Annotated in this window: 16 protein-coding genes and 2 pseudogenes; 7 read left to right on the plus strand and 11 right to left on the minus strand. The window is 73.5% G+C overall.

What is annotated here, in order from left to right; translation table 11 throughout:
* Positions 1-55: 55 nt before the first annotated feature.
* The 3 genes and pseudogenes from KPL59_RS07790 to KPL59_RS07800 all read left to right on the plus strand — a co-directional run.
* Positions 56-352 (plus strand): annotated as a pseudogene (locus tag KPL59_RS07790) (ATP-binding cassette domain-containing protein); the annotation flags it as partial.
* A 119-nt stretch (positions 353-471) separates the two neighbouring features.
* Entirely contained in the window at positions 472-1,236 is a 765-nt protein-coding gene (locus tag KPL59_RS07795; protein ID WP_226359735.1) for a transposase, read from the plus strand.
* A gap of 19 nt (positions 1,237-1,255) precedes the next feature.
* Positions 1,256-2,041, plus strand: a pseudogene (locus KPL59_RS07800) (ABC transporter ATP-binding protein); the annotation flags it as partial.
* Positions 2,042-2,113: 72 nt separating this feature from the next.
* Here the strand turns inward: KPL59_RS07800 and KPL59_RS07805 are convergent.
* The 3 genes from KPL59_RS07805 to KPL59_RS07815 are packed head-to-tail and all read right to left on the minus strand — an operon-like array spanning position 2,114 to position 5,000.
* Positions 2,114-2,878, minus strand: coding sequence for an ABC transporter ATP-binding protein (locus KPL59_RS07805; protein ID WP_226360383.1), 765 nt, complete (start codon positions 2,876-2,878; stop codon positions 2,114-2,116).
* Positions 2,875-4,023, minus strand: a complete 1,149-nt coding sequence (locus tag KPL59_RS07810) for an iron ABC transporter permease (RefSeq protein ID WP_226360384.1) — start codon at positions 4,021-4,023, stop codon at positions 2,875-2,877. Before KPL59_RS07810 ends, KPL59_RS07805 begins: the two co-directional genes overlap by 4 nt.
* Complete coding sequence (locus tag KPL59_RS07815; RefSeq protein ID WP_226360385.1) at positions 4,020-5,000, minus strand: ABC transporter substrate-binding protein; 981 nt, start codon at positions 4,998-5,000, stop codon at positions 4,020-4,022. Before KPL59_RS07815 ends, KPL59_RS07810 begins: the two co-directional genes overlap by 4 nt.
* Before the next feature lie 45 nt (positions 5,001-5,045).
* Here KPL59_RS07815 and KPL59_RS07820 point away from each other — a divergent pair, with 45 nt between their 5' ends.
* Positions 5,046-6,029 carry an LLM class flavin-dependent oxidoreductase gene (locus KPL59_RS07820; protein ID WP_226358346.1) on the plus strand — a complete coding sequence of 328 codons (984 nt, stop codon included), beginning with the start codon at positions 5,046-5,048 and terminating at the stop codon, positions 6,027-6,029.
* Here the strand turns inward: KPL59_RS07820 and eutC are convergent.
* The 4 genes from eutC to KPL59_RS07840 form a co-directional block, all read right to left on the minus strand.
* A complete protein-coding gene (gene eutC / locus KPL59_RS07825) occupies positions 5,998-6,717 on the minus strand; it encodes an ethanolamine ammonia-lyase subunit EutC (RefSeq protein WP_075310997.1) in 720 nt (239 codons plus the stop codon). The genes KPL59_RS07820 and eutC overlap by 32 nt on opposite strands.
* The gene (locus KPL59_RS07830; protein WP_226360386.1) at positions 6,714-8,090 is read right to left on the minus strand and encodes an ethanolamine ammonia-lyase subunit EutB; all 1,377 of its coding nucleotides are present in this window, start codon (positions 8,088-8,090) and stop codon (positions 6,714-6,716) included. The genes eutC and KPL59_RS07830 overlap by 4 nt, the downstream gene beginning before the upstream one ends.
* A complete protein-coding gene (gene eat, locus KPL59_RS07835) occupies positions 8,087-9,481 on the minus strand; it encodes an ethanolamine permease (protein WP_226360387.1) in 1,395 nt (464 codons plus the stop codon). Before eat ends, KPL59_RS07830 begins: the two co-directional genes overlap by 4 nt.
* 186 nt (positions 9,482-9,667) lie before the next feature.
* A complete protein-coding gene (locus KPL59_RS07840) occupies positions 9,668-10,246 on the minus strand; it encodes a TetR/AcrR family transcriptional regulator (protein ID WP_226358342.1) in 579 nt (192 codons plus the stop codon).
* A 78-nt stretch (positions 10,247-10,324) separates the two neighbouring features.
* On the opposite strand from KPL59_RS07840, the gene KPL59_RS07845 reads away from it, so the two are divergent.
* Positions 10,325-11,884, plus strand: coding sequence for an MFS transporter (locus KPL59_RS07845; protein ID WP_226360388.1), 1,560 nt, complete (start codon positions 10,325-10,327; stop codon positions 11,882-11,884).
* Between the two features lie 13 nt (positions 11,885-11,897).
* Here the strand turns inward: KPL59_RS07845 and KPL59_RS07850 are convergent, their stop codons facing one another.
* From KPL59_RS07850 to KPL59_RS07860, 3 genes are read right to left on the minus strand one after another with little or no spacing between them, the layout of a single operon-like run.
* Positions 11,898-13,577 carry an HlyD family efflux transporter periplasmic adaptor subunit gene (locus tag KPL59_RS07850; protein ID WP_226358340.1) on the minus strand — a complete coding sequence of 560 codons (1,680 nt, stop codon included), beginning with the start codon at positions 13,575-13,577 and terminating at the stop codon, positions 11,898-11,900.
* A 20-nt stretch (positions 13,578-13,597) separates the two neighbouring features.
* The gene (locus tag KPL59_RS07855; RefSeq protein ID WP_226358339.1) at positions 13,598-14,818 is read right to left on the minus strand and encodes an ABC transporter permease; all 1,221 of its coding nucleotides are present in this window, start codon (positions 14,816-14,818) and stop codon (positions 13,598-13,600) included.
* Positions 14,815-15,510 carry an ABC transporter ATP-binding protein gene (locus KPL59_RS07860; RefSeq protein ID WP_043276963.1) on the minus strand — a complete coding sequence of 232 codons (696 nt, stop codon included), beginning with the start codon at positions 15,508-15,510 and terminating at the stop codon, positions 14,815-14,817. Before KPL59_RS07860 ends, KPL59_RS07855 begins: the two co-directional genes overlap by 4 nt.
* Before the next feature lie 254 nt (positions 15,511-15,764).
* On the opposite strand from KPL59_RS07860, the gene KPL59_RS07865 reads away from it, so the two are divergent.
* Positions 15,765-16,220 (plus strand): MarR family winged helix-turn-helix transcriptional regulator, encoded by a 456-nt coding sequence (locus KPL59_RS07865; protein ID WP_075311011.1) that lies wholly within the window; start codon positions 15,765-15,767, stop codon positions 16,218-16,220.
* Here KPL59_RS07865 and KPL59_RS07870 read toward each other — a convergent pair.
* The gene (locus KPL59_RS07870; protein WP_226360389.1) at positions 16,172-17,425 is read right to left on the minus strand and encodes an FAD-dependent monooxygenase; all 1,254 of its coding nucleotides are present in this window, start codon (positions 17,423-17,425) and stop codon (positions 16,172-16,174) included. The genes KPL59_RS07865 and KPL59_RS07870 overlap by 49 nt on opposite strands.
* Before the next feature lie 125 nt (positions 17,426-17,550).
* Between KPL59_RS07870 and KPL59_RS07875 the strand changes: the two genes are divergently transcribed.
* Positions 17,551-18,147, plus strand: a complete 597-nt coding sequence (locus KPL59_RS07875) for a TetR/AcrR family transcriptional regulator (protein WP_226360390.1) — start codon at positions 17,551-17,553, stop codon at positions 18,145-18,147.
* Positions 18,148-18,149: the final 2 nt, after the last annotated feature.

Below are 18,149 nucleotides of genomic sequence, written 5' to 3' on the forward strand. Positions count from 1 at the left end.
AGAACCCTTACAGGACACACCCTAGTACGCGAACTGCGAGTCGAGAGGCCACGAGATGACGGGCGTCGAGGTGAAGGTCGAGGGACTGACGAAGTCCTTCGGTCCGGCCAACATCTGGTCGGACGTGACACTGACCCTGCCCGCGGGCGAGGTGTCGGTGCTGCTGGGCCCGTCGGGTACCGGCAAGTCGGTGTTCCTGAAGTCGCTGATCGGGCTGCTCAAGCCCGAGCGGGGATCGATCGTCATCGAGGGTGTGGATCTGTGCAAGTGCTCGGAGTCCGAGCTGTACGAGATCCGGAAGCTGTTCGGGGTGCTGTTCCAGGACGGTGCGTTGTTCGGGTCGATGAACTTGGAGGCTTATTCAGGCCCCGTGAAATAACGATCTAGCCCGGCGTGTCGGGTTGGGCGACAGCCCGTCCATCGCGAATATTGGTTTGCCGAATCAATCCAAGATGAACGGGTTGTCGCAGTATGTACTATACCACTGGTTTCCGGCGTGATGAGATTCAGGATCTTGTCGCTATAGTGTATGAGCAGGATCAGCGGGACGCGACGGAGGCACGTTTGTCTTGGCCGCCGGTTCTGGGGTTGTTCTGGTCGGTGGTGATCACGTTGGCGTATCTGCGCGGGAATCGTGTGCAGTGGGAGTTGGCGGAAACCTATGGGGTGTCGCAGTCGACGGTTAGTCGAGCGATCACGGGGGTGACACCGTTGCTGGCACAGGCGCTGCGGAGTGTCGTTCCGACGGCGGAGGAGCTTTGTGCCGATCGGCAGTACATCATCGATGGAACCTTGCTGCCCTGCTGGTCATGGGCCGCGGTGCCGGGTCTGTGGTCGGGCAAGCATCGCACCACCGGCGTCGTCGTCCAGGTCGCAGCCACCCTGGAAGGGCAGCTGTCGTGGATCTCCGACCCGACCCCAGGCTCCCGACACGACCTATATTGCCTCGACCAATCCGGCGCCCTCGACCACCTCGCCACATACCCCCCGATCGGCGATAAAGGATACATCGGGCGCGGCATGCTCACCCCGTTCAAAAAACCACCCGGCCGGGAACTTCTCGACTGGCAAAAAACATTCAACAAGAGCCTCAACCACACACGCGCCACCATCGAACGAGTCATCGCCCATATCAAAACGTGGAAAGTTCTCCACACAGACTACCGGCGGCCCTACGCCACATTTAAAACGACAATCTCGGCAGTCATCGGACTCATCTTCTACACACTTACCTGACGGAGCCTGAATAAGCCTCTTGTTCGACAACATCGCGTTCCCGTTGCGGGAGCACACGCGCAAGTCGGAGTCGGCGATCCGGGACATCGTCATGGAGAAGATCGACATGGTCGGTCTGGTGGGTGCGGAGGGGAAGCTGCCGGGGGAGATCTCGGGTGGTATGCGCAAGCGTGCGGGGTTGGCGCGGGCGTTGGTGCTGGATCCGAAGATCATTTTGTTCGATGAGCCGGACTCGGGTCTGGATCCGGTGCGGACGGCGTACCTGAACCAGTTGATCATCGATTTGAACGCGATGACGGATTCGACGTTCCTGATCGTGACCCATGACATCAACTCGGCGCAGACGGTGCCGGACAACATCGGTCTGCTGTATCGCAAGCATCTGGCGATGTTCGGTCCGCGGGAGGTGTTGTTGACCTCGGACGAGCCGGTGGTGGCGCAGTTCCTGAACGGGCGTCGTGAGGGTCCGATCGGGATGTCGGAGGAGAAGGACGCTGCGCAGGCTGCCCGGGAGATGGAGGAGGCGGGTGAGCTGGAGGGTCGTCCGCCGATGAAGCCGCAGTTGGTGGCCTCGACGGGGATGTCGGACCGGAAGGCGGTGCACCGTCGCCGGGAGCGCGTCGAGGCGATGCTGCACGAGCTGCCGCAGTCGGCGCAGGAGGCGATCCGGGAGCAGTACGCCGATGCCGACGCCACCGCGCAGCTCGCCGGGCCGTCGCGGGACGGCAGCACCCGGCAGGAGGCGCGGGCGGGAGCGGGCGGCGACGACTGGCCCACCGACGTGCAGCCGCGGGTACGGGGCTGAGGCGGGTCGTTCCCGGCCCGACGTCGTGGCGCCCGCGCCGGGTGGGACCCACCCGACGCGGGCGGACCGCGCTCAGGGGGACAGCACGATCAGCGGACAGTCGGCCGACGGGTGCGCCAGCACCGTCGCGGTGACGCCGTAGACCGCGGCGATCCGCTCCGGGGTCAGCACCTGCGCGGGCGTCCCCGTGGCCACGGCCCGGCCGGCGTCGAGCAGGCACAGCCGGTCGCAGTAGCGCGCGGCCCGGTTCAGGTCGTGCAGGGCCACCAGCGCGGGCAGGCCCAGCTCGCGCACCAGTGTCAGCAGTTCCAGCTGGTGGCGGACGTCGAGGTGGTTGGTCGGCTCGTCCATCACCAGCAGCGCCGGGCGCCCGACCAGTGCCCGCGCGACCAGTGCGCGCTGCCGCTCGCCGCCGGACAACGTGGCGAAGCGTCGTCCGGCGAGGCGGGTGAGCTCCAGCAGCTCCAGGGCGGCGGCGACCAGGGCGTCGTCGACCGGGTCGTCGGCGGCGAGCGGGCGCTTGTGCGGCGAGCGCCCCATCGTGACGACCTCGCGCACGGTCAGCGGGAAGTCCGAGGGCATGTCCTGCAGGACCACGCCGACCCGCTGGGCCACCCACCGCGCCGGGACCCGCCGCACGTCGGTCCCCTCGACCAGGACCGTCCCCGACGACGGCACCCCGACCCGGTAGACGGTGCGCAGCAGCGAGGACTTGCCGCTGCCGTTCGGGCCGAGCAGCCCGACCACCTCGCCCGGGCCGACGGTCAGCGAGACCCCGGCGACCAGCGTGGCCGTCCCGGCGACGACGTGCACGTCGTCGATCTCCAGGGGGGTCACCGCGCACCCTCCCGGCGCCCGTCGCGGCGCAGCAGCCACACGAAGAACGGGCCGCCGACCAGCGCCGTGACGATGCCGACCGGCAGCTCCTCGGGGATGACGACGGTCCGCGCGACCAGGTCGGCCAGCACCGTGAACAGTGCGCCGACCAGAACCGCGACCGGCAGTCCCCGCCGGTGGCCGGACCCGACGAGGAACCGGACGACGTGCGGCAGCATCAGCCCCACGAAGCCGATCACCCCGCTCACCGCGACCGTCACCCCGACCAGCACGGCGACGACGACGAACATCGCCTGCCGGAACCGGTGCACGTCCAGCCCGAGGGCGCCCGCGCTCTCGTCGCCGGCCAGCAGCAGGTCCAGGTCACGCGCCCGCGACACGAGCACCACGACCCCGGCGCCGAGGACGACCGCCGGCACCACCAGCACGTCCCAGCGGGCGGCGCCGAACCCGCCGAGGGTCCAGAACAGCACCTGCGACGCCAGCGTGGGACTGGGCGCGGTCAGCACCAGCAGGCTGGTCAGCGCCGAGAGCACCGACCCGACCGCGACACCGCCGAGGATCAGCCGCAGGACGGTGATCCGCCCGCCGGAGCGGGCGATGACCAGCACCACGGCGAGGGTCAGCAGCGCACCGGCGAACGCGGCCACGTTCAGCGTGAGCGCGCCCGCGCCGAGCAGCCCGAACCGCATCACGACCACCGCGCCCGTCGCCGCCCCCGCGGAGACGCCGATGACGCCCGGCCCGGCCAGCGGGTTGCGCACCACGGCCTGCAGCACCATCCCGGCCACCGTCAGCGCCGCGCCGACCAGCCCGGCGAGCAGCACCCGGGGCAACCGGGTGTCGGCGATGATCAGGTCGTCGGCCCGCGACCAGTCCGGGTCGGGCACCCAGGCGGTGCCGCCGACCCGGTGGGCGAGGATCCGCCAGGTCACCGACCAGGGCACGTGCACCGAGCCCGTGGTGAGCGCGAGGCCGGCGGCGAGCACCAGCAGCACCGCCAGGACGGCGACCGCCGTCGCCGTCGGCACCCGGCCGCGCCCGCCGTCGCGGCCCGCGCCACGACCGGCGCCGCGGGCCGGCGCGGGATCGGGGAGCGGCCCGTCCGGGCGCAGCACCGCGAGGAGCCGCGCGCGCCCGGTCACCGGAACCGGTCGGGGTGCAGCTCGCGGGCCAGCCGCTCGACGGCGTCGACCGAGCGCGGCCCGGGCTGGGCCTCCGACAGCGGGACCGTCGGGAACGGACCGGCCAGCGCGGGCAGTCCGGCGAGTGCCGGCGTCGCGCGCAGCGTCGCGATCTTCGACTCGACGCTCGGGTCGAGGTAGTCGTAGATGAGGACGACGGCGGGGGCGCGGCGGACGACCTGCTCCCAGGACACCTCGCCCCAGCGCTGGTCGAGGTCGGCGAACACGTTGCGCCCCCCGGCACGCTCGATCATGTCGGTGAGCAGCGCCCGGCCGCCCGCGGTGCGGGGCGCGTCGGTGCCGCTGTTGCAGACGAACACCGGCACCGGATCGACGGTCCCGAGCTGCGCCGCGACGGCGTCGAGCCGGGCCCGCATGCCCTCGACGCTGCGCTCGGCCCGCTCCGGCACCCCGAAGATCGCGCCGATCCGGGTCGTCTCGCCGAACAGGTCCTCGAAGCCCGAACGCCCCTCCCGGCACGACTCGGGGTTGAGGTGGCTGTCGATGCCCAGCTCGGCGAGCCGCGCACGGGTGTGTCCGCTGGACTCGGAGAATCCGTCGGGGTAGCCGGAGTAGACGAAGTCGGGCTCGGCGGCGAGCAGCTGCTCCAGCGACGGCTGGCCCGGCGCGAGCACCGGCACCGTCGCGTACGCCGCGGCGTAGCGCTCGCCAATCGGCCGGTTCCTCAGGTACGCCGTCCCGACCATCGACCGCTCCACCCCGAGCTCCAGCAGCAGCTCGGTGGCGTTCGAGGTCAGGGTGACCGCCCGGGTGGGCGGCGCGGTGTAGGTCGTGGTCACGCCGCAGTTGTCGTCGACGACCGGGAACCCCGCGGCCGGCGCCCCACCGGCCGGGGCGTCGGTGACGGCGGCGCCGCACCCGGCGAGCAGCAGCAGGGACAGGGCGGCGCCGACGACGCGCAGACGGGGTGGGAGCACCGACCCAATGTATGAAAACCTCGTCAGATGTCCATAGTGTCCGGTGTGAGATGGGGCGTGCTCACCCACGCGGCCGGCCCGCGCGACGCGGCGTCCGAGCTGGCCGACACCGTCGGCCTCGCGGTGCTCGCCGAGGAGCTGGGGTTCGCGTCGTTCTGGCTGGCCCAGCACCATCTCGGCGCCCAGCAGGGGCACGCGTCCTCACCGCTGGTGGTCCTGGCCGCGGTCGCCGCAGCCACCTCGCGGATCCGGCTGGGCACCGCCGTCGTCGTGGCGTCGCTGGAGCACCCGCTGCGCCTCGCCGAGGACGCGGCCACCGTCGACGTGCTCAGCGGTGGCCGGCTCGAGCTGGGACTGGGCGCCGGGTCCGACCCGGGCGTCGCCGAGGCGTTCGGCGTCGACCCTGCGCAGCGGCACGCCCGCCTGGGCGCCGCCCTGGACGCGCTCACCGGCACCGGCCCGGCCGTCACCCCGCGAGCACCGGGTCTGCGGGAGCGGCTGTGGCTGGCGACGTCGTCCCCCGAGGGCGTCGACACCGCCGCGCGCCACGGCCTGGGGCTGCTGTCGGGGCGTCGCTCCGGCCCGGCCGGCCCCGACGACCGACGCTCCGCCGGGCTGCTGGCCCGATTCCGGGCCGCCGGGGGTGCCCGGGTCGGGCTGTCCCGGCCGGTGCTTCCCGGCTCCTCGCGCGCGGCCGTGCACGCGCTGCTCGCGCCGCACGTCGCCCGGCGCGGACACGATCCGGCGGCCTGGTTCGCCGCCGGGAACGTCCACGCCGGCACCGGCCCCGAGGTGCGCGCCGCACTGGCGGCGGATCCCTGCCTGCCGTACGCCACCGACCTGCTCTGCCACGTCCAGCCCGCCCGGCTGACCCTGGCCGAGCTACGTCCGGTCCTGCGCGGGCTGGCGGAGCTGGCCGGCGCACCGCCGGTCGCGGCCGGACCGGGGACGACCGGGGCCACCCCGGCCGGCCGCGGGGGCGCCCGCTGCGGGCCGCTCAGCCCGGCGGCAGCGCCGGATCGGCCTTGAGCGCGACCCCGGACAGCTTCAGCCGCCGCGCCTCGCTCATCAGCAGCGCCAGGGTGGTCGCCGCGGCGGCGTAGCCGGTGCCGTGCGGCGGGCGGACGTTGGAGATGCAGTTGCGCTCGGAGTCGCGGCGCCCGCGGTGGGCGTCGTAGGTGAAGTACAGCCCCAGCGAGTCCACCGAGCTCATCCCCGGCCGCTCCCCGACGAGCACGACGACGTGCCGGGCGCCGAGGGCGGAAGCGATCTCGTCGCCGAGCGCGACCCGGGCCTGGGTGGCGATCACGACCGGGGCCACCCGCCAGCCGTCGAGCCGTTCCAGGATCTCGGCGAGCATCCCCGGGGCGTGCTCGGCGACCGCGCGGGGCGAGAGCCCGTCGGCGACGACGAGCGCCACGTCGTGGTCGCCGCGGGGCAGCTCGGTGCCCGCGGCGAGGCGGCGGCCCAGGTCGGGCCGGGTCAGGTACTCGGTGCGGTCGGCGGGCGCGCCCGCGGCGTGCAGCGTGGACACCCCCAGCCCGGTGATCCGCTCGGCGAGCGCGTCGACGTCGAGCGGGGTGTGCACGGCGTCGCGGGCGGCGGCGTGCGCGGCGCGCAGCTCCAGCAGCCGCGCGGTCGGCAGGGCGTCCCCGGCGCGGCCGAGCGCCACCCGGGCCCGGGTGGAGGCGCGCAGCACGTCGAGCGGGTCGCTCACCGGACACCCGCGGTCAGGGTCCGGACGGCGCCCGCGGGCAGGTCCCGCAGCCGCCCGTCGCCGTCGAGCATGTCCATCGTGGTCAGCCACGCCTCGAACTCCGGCGCGGGACGCAGCCCGAGCACCTGGCGGGCGTAGAGCGCGTCGTGGAAGGACAGCGACTGGTAGTGCAGCATCACGTCGTCGCCGCCGGGCACGCAGATGACGAACGAGCAGCCCGCCGCGCCGAGCAGGGTGAGCAGCGCGTCGGTGTCGTCGGCGTCGGCCTCGGCGTGGTTGGTGTAGCAGACGTCGACACCCATCGGGACGCCGAGCAGCTTCCCGCACATGTGGTCCTCCAGCCCGGCGCGGGTGATCTGCTTGCCGTCGAGCAGGTACTCCGGCCCGATGAACCCGACGACGGTGTTGACCAGCAGCGGGTCGAACGCCCGCGCCACGGCGTAGGCGCGGACCTCCAGCGTCTGCTGGTCGACGCCGTGGTGGGCGTCGGCGGACAGCGCGGACCCCTGGCCGGTCTCGAAGTACATGCACTGCGTGCCGACGGTGCCGCGGTCCAGCGACAGCGCGGCGGAGTGCGCCTCCCGCAGCATCGCCAGGGTCACCCCGAACCCGGTGTTCGCGGCCTCGGTCCCGGCGATCGACTGGAACACCAGGTCGACCGGGGCGCCGCGTTCCATGATCTCGATCGAGGTCGTGACGTGGGCGAGCACGCAGGACTGGGTGGGGATGTCGTAGCGGGTGCGGACCTCATCGATCAGGTGCAGCAGGTCGGTGGTGCGCGGCGGCGAGTCCGTCGCCGGGTTGATGCCGATGACGGCGTCGCCGCAGCCGAGCAGCAGCCCGTCGACGATCGAGGCGGTCACCCCGGCGGGGTCGTCGGTGGGGTGGTTGGGCTGCAGCCGGGTCGCCATCGTGCCGGGCAGCCCGACCGTCGAGCGGAACGCGGTGACGACCGGGGTGCGCCGCCCGACGGCGATCAGGTCCTGCAGCCGCATGAGCTTGGAGGTCGCCGCGACCATCTCCGGGGTCAGCCCGGGGGCGAGCGCGGTGGTGTCGGTGGCCGGGTCGAGCAGGTGCTCGCGGAACTCGCCGACGGTCATCGACGCGACCGGGGCGAACGCCTCGGCGTCGTGCGAGTCGACGATCAGGCGGGTCACCTCGTCGTCCTCGTAGGGGACGACCTGCTCGTCGAGGAAGGTGGCGAGCGGCAGGTCGGCCAGCACCGTCTGGGCGGCGACCCGTTCCTGTTCCGAGCGGGCCGCGACCCCGGCGAGCACGTCCCCGGACCGTTGTGGCGTGGCCGCGGCCAGCAGTGCGCGCAGGTCGGCGAACTCGTGGGTGTGGCCCCCGAGCGTGGTCCGGCGGACCGTCACGTGAGCTCCTCCTCCGCGCGGGCCAGCGCGGCGAACTCCTCGTCGGGTGCCGCGGCGACCAGGTGGTGTCGTGAGTAGAGCGCGAAGTACAGCATGAACAGGGCGAAGGCGCCGAGGGTCGCGCCGGCGGCGATCGGGTCGACCAGGAAGGTCGCGACGACCGCCAGCACCGCGACGACCAGGGCGAACCCGGTCGTCGCGACCCCGCCCGGGGTGCGGTAGGGGCGGGGCATCTCCGGTGCGGTCCGGCGCAGCACGATGTGGCTGACCATCATCAGCACGTACGACAGTGCCGCCCCGAACACCGCCATGTTGAGCAGCACCGCGCCCTGCCCGGTCAGCGACAGTAGGAACCCGATCACGCCGGGCACGACGAGCGCGAGCGTGGGGGCCTTGCGACCGTTGGTCACCGACAGGGCCCGGGGCAGGTACCCGGCCCGCGACAGCGCGAAGGTCTGCCGGGAGTAGGCGTAGATGATCGAGAAGAAGCTGGCGACGAGCCCGGCGAGACCGACGTAGTTGACGACGACGCCCGCCGTGGACCCGCCGAGCGCCTCCACCAGCGGGTTGCCCGACTCCGAGAGCGCCTGCGCGCCGAGCGCCCCGGTCGCCAGCACCAGCACCAGCGCGCCGGTGACGAGCAGGACGAGCATCGCCGCGACGATCCCGCGGGGGACGTTGCGCTCCGGGTCGCGGGCCTCCTCCGCCGCGAGCGGGACGCCCTCCAGGGCGAGGAAGAACCAGATCGCGAACGGCACCGCCGACCAGATCCCCAGCCAGCCGAACGGCAGGAACGCCGAGGCGCCGGCGGCGTCGGTCGGCGGGATGTCGACGAGGTTGCCCGCGTCGAACAGCGGCACCGCGGCGGCGGCGAAGATCAGCAGTCCGACCACGGCGATCGCGGTGATCACGAACATGACCTTGAGCGCCTCGCCCACGCCGGCGATGTGGATGCCGATGAACAGCACGTACGCGGCCAGGTAGACCCACCAGCCGTCGGTGATGCCGAACAGGCCGAGCGACTCGACGTAGGCGCCGATGAAGGTGGCGATGGCGGCCGGGGCGATCGCGTACTCGATGAGGATCGCGGTGCCGGTCGCGAACCCGCCCCACGGGCCGAGCGCGCGCCGGGCGAAGGTGTAGCCGCCGCCCGCCGCCGGCAGCGCCGAGGACAGCTCGGCCATCCCCAGCACCATCGCGAAGTACATGGCGGCGATGACGACGCCGGCGATCAGCAGCCCGCCGAACCCGCCCTCGGCGAGACCGAAGTTCCATCCCGAGTAGTCGCCGGAGATGACGTAGCTGACGCCGAGACCGGCGAGCAGGACCCAGCCCGCCGCCCCGGTGCGCAGCCGTCGTCGCTCCAGGTAGTCCGACGGATCGTTCGCCATGGCGTCCTCCCGGGGCGCGTCGTCACCGACGGGGCCCGTCGGGTGTGGACAAGCTAGGGAGTCCGGCCCGGTCGCGGACAGGGCCGCGCGGGGTAAACGGTGTGAGGAATGTGTGTCGCCACAGGGGCGGTAGGACACACGATCGTCACAGTCGACGGGTACGGGACGGCCGACCGCGCCGCGGGGTCAGCGCTCGGCCGGCGGCGTGCGCAGCGCCGCGTCCACCATGTCCAGCAGGTCGGCCTCCAGCCGCTCCCGCACCGCCGGTTCCAGGTCCGCCGCCCACAGCGGTCGTCCGCCGATCCCGTCGGCGGCGGCGAGGACCAGCGTGCGCGTCGCCTCCGGCACCCCGTCCCCGGCGAGCGCGGCCTGCCAGCGCTCGTCGTCCACCCGGGCCAGGTCGAGGACCTCGGGCACCGCGAGGAGCTGGGCGATCAGGGTGAACCGTTCCAGGGCCTCGCCCTCGTCGACCGGTGCCAGGCTGGCCCGCACGTAGGCGCGCACCAGCCGTCCGGGGGTGCCCTCGGGTTGGTCGAGGTGGGCGTGCACGGCGTCCCAGAACGTGTCGAGCTCCACCTGCGCCAGGGCGACGAGCAGCGCGGTCTTGCTGGGGAAGTGGTAGACGAGTCCGCCCTTGGAGATCCCGGCCTCCCGCGCGACGAGGTCGAGCGTCGCCCCGATGCCGTGCGTGCGGATGGCGGACGCGGCGGCGTCGAGCACCAGCTTGCGTGTGTCCTCCGGGGACCGTCCGGTCGTGCGACCCATGCGTCCATCCTCCCGTCCGGTGCCGGCGAGACGGACACCACGTCGAAACTAAACCGACCAGTCGGTACAGTTTTGCTCATGTACGCCGACACCACCACCCAGGGGCTCACGCCCCGCCGCCGCTGGGCGGCCCTCGCGGTGCTGTCGATCGCCGTCCTGGTCCTCGCGGTCGACAACACCGTCCTCTACCTCGCCGTGCCCTCGCTGACCGCGGACCTGTCGCCGACGGCGACCGAGATCCTGTGGATCGGCGACGTCTACTCCCTGGCCCTGGCCGGGCTGCTCGTCGTCATGGGGTCGCTGGCCGACCGGGTCGGCCGCAAGCGGCTGCTGCTGGTCGGCGCCGCCGCGTTCGGGGCGGCGTCGCTGTTCGCGGCGCTGTCCACCACCCCCGCGATGCTCATCGTGGCCCGGCTGCTGCTCGGCGTCGCCGGCGCGACGCTGATGCCCTCGACGCTGTCGCTGATCCGGACCGTGTTCACCGACCCGGCCGAGCGGGCCCGGGCCGTCGCGGCCTGGGCGGCCGCGGCCAGCGGCGGTGCCGCGGTCGGCCCGCTGGTCGGCGGCGCGCTGCTGGAGCACTTCTCCTGGGGCTCGGTGTTCCTGATCAACGTCCCGATCATGGTCGTGCTGATCGTGGCCGGGGTGTGGCTGCTGCCCGAGTCGCGCGACCCCGCACCGGGGCCGTTCGACCTGGTCTCGGCGCTGCTGTCGATGGCCGCGATCGTGCCGGTCGTGTGGGCGGTCAAGCACACCGTCACGGCCGGGATCGACGTCGCCGGCGTCGCCGCGCTGGCGACCGGGCTCGCGTTGGGCGCGCTGTTCGTCCGTCGCCAGCGGCGTCTGACCGTCCCGCTGATCGACGTGTCGCTGTTCGCCCGCCCGGCCTTCGCCGGCTCGGTGTTCGCCGGGTTCATGGCCGTGTTCGCCCTCATCGGGACGCTGTTCTTCTTCTCCCAGTACCTGCAGCTCGTGCGCGGGTTCTCACCGCTGCAGGCCGGTCTCGGGGAGCTGCCGACCACGCTGTCGGCGGTCGCCGTCGTCGCCGTCGTGGGGCGGTTCTCCCGCGCGCTGGGGCTCGGCCGGGCGATCGCGGTGAGCCTCGGGCTGGTCACCGGGGGGCTGGTGGCCGTCGCGGTCGCCGAGGGCTTCACCAGCTACCTGTGGCTGGCGCTGGCCCTGGTCCCGCTGGGGCTCGGCGTCGGCCTGACCCAGACGCTGACCACCGACGCGGTCGTGTCGTCGGTGCCGCCGCGCAAGGCGGGAGCGGCGTCGGCCATCTCCGAGACGGCGCTGGAGCTGGGGGTCGCGATGGGCGTCGCCGTCCTCGGGTCGGTGGTGTCGCTGATCTACCGCGACCGCCTCACGCTGCCCGCCGGGCTGGACCCGGCCGCACGGGCCGCGGTGACCGACTCGCTCGCCGCGGGAACGAACGCCCTCGACCCGGCCTCGCCGGTGCTCGACGGTGCCCGCGCCTCGTTCACCGTCGCCATGCAGACGACCTCGCTGATCGCCGCGGCGGTCACCCTGGCCGCGGCGATCGTCGCCTGGCGGACCATCCCGGCGACGGCCGGGACGGTCACGGAGGACGCGCCGTCGCGTCCGGTCGCCCACCGGGGCGGAGCGCGCCGGGGGTGACGGGCGGAGCGGGTCAGTTCCCGCCCGCGCCGCCCCCGCCGGGGCCGCCTCCGCCGGGGCCGCCCGGGGTCGCCGCGACGGTGGCCTGCGGCAGCAGGACCTGCTGGCCGTCGTCCAGGCCGGAGCGGACCTCGGTGAACTGGTCACCGACCAGGCCGGGGACGAACTGCCGGGTCACCGGGGCGCCGTCGTCGCCGGGCACGTCGACGACCGAGCGCCCGCCCTCCTGCCGGACGGCGGTGTTGGGCACCCGCAGCACCCCGTTGCGGGCCTCGGTGCGCACGTCGGCCTGCGCGGTCTGGCCGTCGCGCAGCTGGGGGTCGGTGCGGTTCAGCACGACGGTCGCGTAGTAGCTCACGACGCCGGAGAGCTGCGTCGCGGTCGGGGCGACGGCCACCACGGTCGCGGGCAGGCTCACCCCGGGCAGTGCGTCGACGGTGACGTCGACCGTCTGGTTCGGCGCGACCCGGGCCGCGTCGCTCTCCTCGAACGGGACGACCAGCTGGTAGGTCTGCAGGTCGTTGAGGGTGATGAACGGGGCCCCGCCGGCCGCGGACGCGCCGCCCCCGGTGGCCCCCGCGGCGCCCGATGCCGCCGACGCCGACCCGACGGCCTGCGGGATCCGGGCGTCGGAGCCGGGGGCGAGCGCGGTCGTGGAGCTCGCGGCGGGCACGACGTCGCCGACCGCGCCGTTGATCGCGGACACGGTGCCGGCGACCGGGGCGCGCAGCAGCGTGTCGTCCAGGCCGCGCTGGGCGTCGGCGAGGGTGTTGCGGGCGTCGGCGACCACGGCGTCCTGCACCGCGACGTCGGCCGGCGCGTCGTTGTTCGCCCCGGTGAGCTGGGATCGGGCGTCGGCGACCGCGCTCTCGGCGTTCGCGATCGAGACCCGGCCGGAGGCGGCCCCGGTGTCGCGGGTGCCCTCGGCCTGCGCCAGCGCCGTCTGGGAGGCGATGACCTGGCCCTTCGCCGTCGTCACGGCCTGCTCGTCGGCGGCGACGGCGGTGCAGGCCGGGTCGGTCGTGGCCGCGCCGAGTCCGGACCCGCCCGACGTGCCGGACCCGCCGGACAGGCCGCCGAGCAGGCCGCCGCCGGAGGACGCGGAGTCGGGCTCCGGGGTGGCCGGGGCCGGGGTGGCGGTCGCGGTGCTGCCACCGGAGCGCTTGCAGGCCCGCCGGTCGGTCTCCAGCTTCTCCTGCGCCGCGGCGAGCTGCTTGCGGTCGAAGGCCAGCTGGACCTTCGCCCGCTCGACGGCGGTGTCGTTCGCGGCGTTCTGCGCACCGACCTGGTCGCGGGTCGCGGCGAGCACCGACTCGGCCGAGCCCAGCGAGGTCTGTGCGGCCTCGACGGTGTTCGCGCCGGTCAGCTTGCCCAGCGACGCCTGCTGCTGGTCCAGGGCGGCCTGCGCGGCGACGACCTTCGACCGGGCCTCGGCGTCGTCCAGCCTGGCCAGCGGCTGCCCCGCCGCGACGGTCTCGCCGACCTCGACCAGCAGCTCGGTGATCCGGCCGCCCTCGGTGAACCCGAGGTTCTGCTGGGTGATCGACACCAGCGAGCCCGACGCCGACACCCCGGTGGAGACCACACCCCGGTCGACGACGGCCGTCGGCGGCGGTTGCTCCCCGCCGCTGCAGGCCGTGAGGCCGACGAGTCCGGCGAGCAGCAGGCTGCCCGCGAGCCGCAGTCGGGTCATGAAGTGCTCCTCAGCTGCTGTCACTGGTGCCGCAGTGCGTCGATGGGCCGCATCCGTGCGGCCCGGTTGGCGGGGAAACCGCCGGCGAGCAGCCCGATCAGCAGGCTGACCCCGAAGGCGAGCACCACCGATCCGGCCGACACCGTCGGGGCGGGGAAGTCGGGCACGAGGCGGGGCAGGACGATCCCGGCCAGCGCGGACACGCCGACGCCGAGCAGGATCCCGATGACCCCGCCGATGCCGGTCAGGACCATCGCCTCGATGAGGAACTGCTGCAGGATCGCGCGGCGGCGTGCGCCGATGGCCTTGCGGATGCCGATCTCGCGGGTCCGCTCGGTCACCGTGACCAGCATGATGTTGGCGACGCCGATGCTCCCGACCAGCAGCGAGATGCCCGCGACCGCCGCGACGAAGATCGTCACGAAGCTCAGGACCTGTGAGGACTGGTCGAGCAGGCTCTGCAGCGCGGTGACGGTGTAGTCGCGGTCCTGCGGGTCGTCGATGCGGTGCCGTTCGTCGAGGATCGTGGTGACCTGCTCGACCGCCTGCGGCACCGCGTCGGTGGACACCGCCCGCACGGTGATCTGGTCGACGTCGTCGCCGCCGCCGGTCAGGTAGGCCCGCGCGGCACCCAGCGGCATGACCGCGACGTCGTCCTGCTGCCCGTTGGCCGCGAGCACGCCGATCACCCGGAACGAGGTGCGACCGATCCGCACCTCCGAGCCGAGCGCCTCGCCGGCGCGGCCGCCGAACAACGTGGCCACCGGGTTGGGGCCGAGCACCACGACCTTCGCCCGGGTCGTGGCCTGCCGGTCGTCGAAGAACGACCCGACGACGAGCTCCCGGTTGGCGATGTCGAGATAGTCGGCGTCGGCGCCGGTCACGCCGCTGCGGACGCTCCCGCCGCCGGCCAGCTGCAGCTGCGCCGAGCCGGTCACCGACGGGCTGACCGAGGCGACCGCCGGGGCGGAGGCCCGGTCGCGCAGGGCGCGGACGTCGGCGTCGGTGAGGTCGCGCGGGGTGCCGGTGCCGCTGATGCCGCCGCGGTCCGGGGTGATCTGGATCTGGTTGGCGAGCGGCCCGAACGCGTCGGCGACGAAGCGCTGCAGCCCGTTGCCGAACGCGACCAGCACGATCACCGCGGCGACCCCGATGATGATCCCGAGCATCGTCAGCAGCGACCGCAGCGGCCCGGCCCGCAGGCCCCGTACCGCGATCCGCGCGGACTCCCAGATCGTCATCGGCGCTCGTCACTCACGATCCGGCCGTCGCGCAGGGTCACGACCCTCTTGGCGAACTCGGCGACCTCGGGTTCGTGGGTGATCAGCACGACCGTGCGGCCGGACTCGTTGAGCTCCACGAACAGGTTCATCACGTCGGTGGTCGAGGTGGTGTCGAGGTTCCCGGTCGGCTCGTCGGCCAGGATCATCGACGGGTCGGTGACCAGTGCGCGGGCCACCGCGACGCGCTGCTGCTGGCCGCCGGAGAGCTCGTTGGGCCGGTGGTCGCCGCGGTCGGCGAGCCCGACCCGCTCCAGCGCGCGCCGCGCCCGGCCCCGGCGGTCGCGCCCGCCGGCGTAGACCAGCGGCAGCTCCACGTTGGCCAGCGCGGTGGTGCGCGGCAGCAGGTTGAACGACTGGAAGACGAAGCCGATCTTCTGCAGCCGGATGTCGGCGAGCCGGTTGTCCGACATCCGGCCGACGTCGATGCCGTCGAGCCGGTAGCTGCCGGAGCTCGGCACGTCGAGGCAGCCGAGGATGTTCATCATCGTGGACTTGCCCGAGCCGGAGGGGCCCATGATCGCGACGAGGTCGCCGTCGTCGACGCGCAGGTCCACGGAGTCGAGTGCGCGCAGCTCGAGGGCTCCGGTCCGGTAGACCTTGGAGACCCCCTCGAGTTCGATCACGATTCCGGAGATTACGCACGCCGGCATTCCGGGAATTCGTCGGGTCGACTCCGGGAATGGTGGGCAAAAATGCGTCGCCACTCGATCGAGTGAATCACATCACAGGGCCGTCACCTGCGGTTGGTTGATCAGTTTACGCGGAATCGTCGCCATTCCAGGGAGGCGACAGGGTGATCGCCCCCGACGGGGGCGCGATGAATTCGTGACCATCTCGTGACCGATCCCGCCGCGAATGCGGCCCTGTCCGGCTACGGTGCCGTGGACCGAAGCCGGGAGGCCGCATGAGCGAGAGCCGACACCTGCTGGAGGGGCTCGCCGGCCCGACCGTCGCGCTGGAGGCGGTGACCCGGGCGACCCACGAGTTCACCGGGAGACAGGCCCGGCGGGCGGGGCTGCACCCGACCGACCTGTGGGCGCTGCGGCTGCTCGACGTGCACGGCTCGCTCGGGCCGACCGAGCTGGCCCGGCGGCTCGACCTGCGGCCGGCCTCGACCACCGCGCTGATCGACCGGCTCGAGGCGGCAGGTCACCTGGAGCGGGTGCCCGACCCGCACGACCGCCGCCGCGTCACCGTGCGCTCGCGGGAGGAGTCCTTCCGTGCGCGGCTCGCGCAGTGGGAGCCGGCCGTCCGGGCCCTCGACGACGTCGCTCGCCGCCTCTCCGACGACGAGGGCGCGGTCGTCGAGCGCTACCTGCGCGAGGTCGTCGCGACGCTCGACGAGCTCGGCGCCGGGTAGTCCGGGAGGCCGAACGTGTCGACCGCGCCGGTCGGCGTGGCCCCGAGCATTCCGGTGACCCGTTTCCCGGCCGGGCTCGCGACGGCCCGGAACGCGGTGCGCAGCGTCCGGATCCCGGCCCGGGTCCGCGGGTTGGCCAGCCTCAGCGGCGGGAGCTTCTGCGCCCGATCGGTCGCGGGCCGCAGCAGCTCCTCGTAGCGGCGCAGTGCGCCTGCGGTGTCGCCGGGGCGGGAGGCCAGCTCCCCGGCCAGCACGTAGGCGCCGATCAGTGCCAGGCTCGTGCCCCCGCCGCCCAGTGGCGACGGGCAGTGCGCGGCGTCGCCGAGCAGCACCACCCGTCCCGAGCTCCAGCGCGGGGCCATGACCTGACCGACGGCGTCGAAGTACATCGGGGCCCCGTCCGGCCCGTCGCCGAGCTCGCGCAGGATCCGCGGGGCGACCCAGCCCGCGTCGGCGAAGGTCCGGCGGAGGACGGTGCGGACGTCGGCGTCGCCGAGGGTCTCCAGGCCGCGCACCCCGGACAGGAAGGTCAGCATGGCGCGGGTGGTGCCCAGGTTGTCCGGGCGCAGGTGCACCCCGCGCGAGCCGGTCCCGTGGAACCAGTTCCACCAGGCGTCGTCGTCGGTGGTGCGGGGGATCGTCAGGTAGGCGCCGTACATACCGGTCTCGCGGACCGTGACGTCGTCGAAGACCAGGTCGCGGGTGCGCGACCGCAGCCCCTCGGCGACCACGACGAGGTCGGCGGTGACGGTGGTGCCGTCGTCGAGGGCGACCCGGGCCGGGCCGTCGGCGGTGCCCCGGTCCTCGACGCCGGTGATCCGGGTGCCGAACCGGAACGTCGTGGACGCCGGCGCGGCCTCGATCAGCACCCGGGCCAGCTCCCCGCGCAGGATCTCCAGCTCGGCGGTCGGCCCGTCGGTCGGCCCGGTCGGGTCCATCGGGATCTCCGCGACGGCCCGCCCGTCGTCGCCGATCACGCGGAAGCCGACCTCCCGGGTGCCCGCGGCTCGCACCGCGTCCTCCAGTCCCATCCGGCGCAGGATCTCGCGTGCGGCGCCGCGGACGTCGACGTTGTGCCCCTCGTCGCGCCGTCGCGGCGTGCGCTCCAGGACGGTGGTGCGCCAGCCGTACGCGGTCAGGCGCAGGGCGAGCGCGGAGCCGGCGATGCCGGCGCCGGAGATGAGTGCGTGCCGGGAGGAGGTCATGGTAGTTAGATGACCGAACTACCCGGTCGGCTAAACCTGCGCGACGACCTCGTCTCCCGAGATGGAGCAGAACGCTGTGCCGGATACGATGCGGAACAGCGTTCCGGGCGGCAGGGGAGTCTGTGGTGGGTGTGCAGCGGGAACCGGTGCGGTCCGACGCCCGGCGCAGTCGCGCCGCCCTGCTCGAGGCCGCCGCGGCCGAGTTCGTGACCTCGGGCGTCGATGCGCCGGTCCGGGCGATCGCCGCCCGCGCGGGGGTCGGTGTGGGGACGGTCTACCGGCACTTCCCGACCCGGCCCGACCTGGTGGTCGCCGTCTATCGGCACCAGGTCGAGAGCTGTGCCGCGGCCGCCCGGACCTGCCTGGACGCCGGTCCGACGCCGTTCGACGCGCTCGTGGCGTGGGTCGGGGAGTTCGTCGACCTGGTCGTCACCAAGCACGGGCTGGTCGCGATGCTCGTCCACGACGACGGCCGTTCCGCCGCCCTGCACGAGCTGTTCGTGGAGCGGCTGCTGCCGGCGGCGGAGGAGATCGTCCGGGCGGCTCGGGATGCCGGGCAGCTGCCGTCCGACGTCACCACCTACGAGGTGCTGCGCGGGATCGGCAACCTGTGCTTCGGTGCCGACGCCGACCCTGCCGACGCCGACCCTGCCGACGCCGGCCCTGCCTACGACCCCCGGCGCGCCGTCGGCTTCTTCCTCGCCGGTCTTCGGGTTGCCTAACC

It is taken from the genome of Pseudonocardia sp. ICBG1142 (genome assembly GCF_020496255.1).
GTDB lineage: Bacteria > Actinomycetota > Actinomycetes > Mycobacteriales > Pseudonocardiaceae > Pseudonocardia.

What these genes read in the sequence shown, in the direction of transcription:
- KPL59_RS07795 (WP_226359735.1), top strand. Translation starts at nt 472, where the DNA reads ATGTACTATACCACTGGTTTCCGGCGTGATGAGATTCAGGATCTTGTC.
- eat (WP_226360387.1), bottom strand. Translation starts at nt 9,481, where the DNA reads ATGGCGAACGATCCGTCGGACTACCTGGAGCGACGACGGCTGCGCACC.
- KPL59_RS07840 (WP_226358342.1), bottom strand. Translation starts at nt 10,246, where the DNA reads ATGGGTCGCACGACCGGACGGTCCCCGGAGGACACACGCAAGCTGGTG.
- KPL59_RS07845 (WP_226360388.1), top strand. Translation starts at nt 10,325, where the DNA reads ATGTACGCCGACACCACCACCCAGGGGCTCACGCCCCGCCGCCGCTGG.
- KPL59_RS07850 (WP_226358340.1), bottom strand. Translation starts at nt 13,577, where the DNA reads ATGACCCGACTGCGGCTCGCGGGCAGCCTGCTGCTCGCCGGACTCGTC.
- KPL59_RS07855 (WP_226358339.1), bottom strand. Translation starts at nt 14,818, where the DNA reads ATGACGATCTGGGAGTCCGCGCGGATCGCGGTACGGGGCCTGCGGGCC.
- KPL59_RS07860 (WP_043276963.1), bottom strand. Translation starts at nt 15,510, where the DNA reads ATGCCGGCGTGCGTAATCTCCGGAATCGTGATCGAACTCGAGGGGGTC.
- KPL59_RS07865 (WP_075311011.1), top strand. Translation starts at nt 15,765, where the DNA reads ATGAGCGAGAGCCGACACCTGCTGGAGGGGCTCGCCGGCCCGACCGTC.
- KPL59_RS07870 (WP_226360389.1), bottom strand. Translation starts at nt 17,425, where the DNA reads ATGACCTCCTCCCGGCACGCACTCATCTCCGGCGCCGGCATCGCCGGC.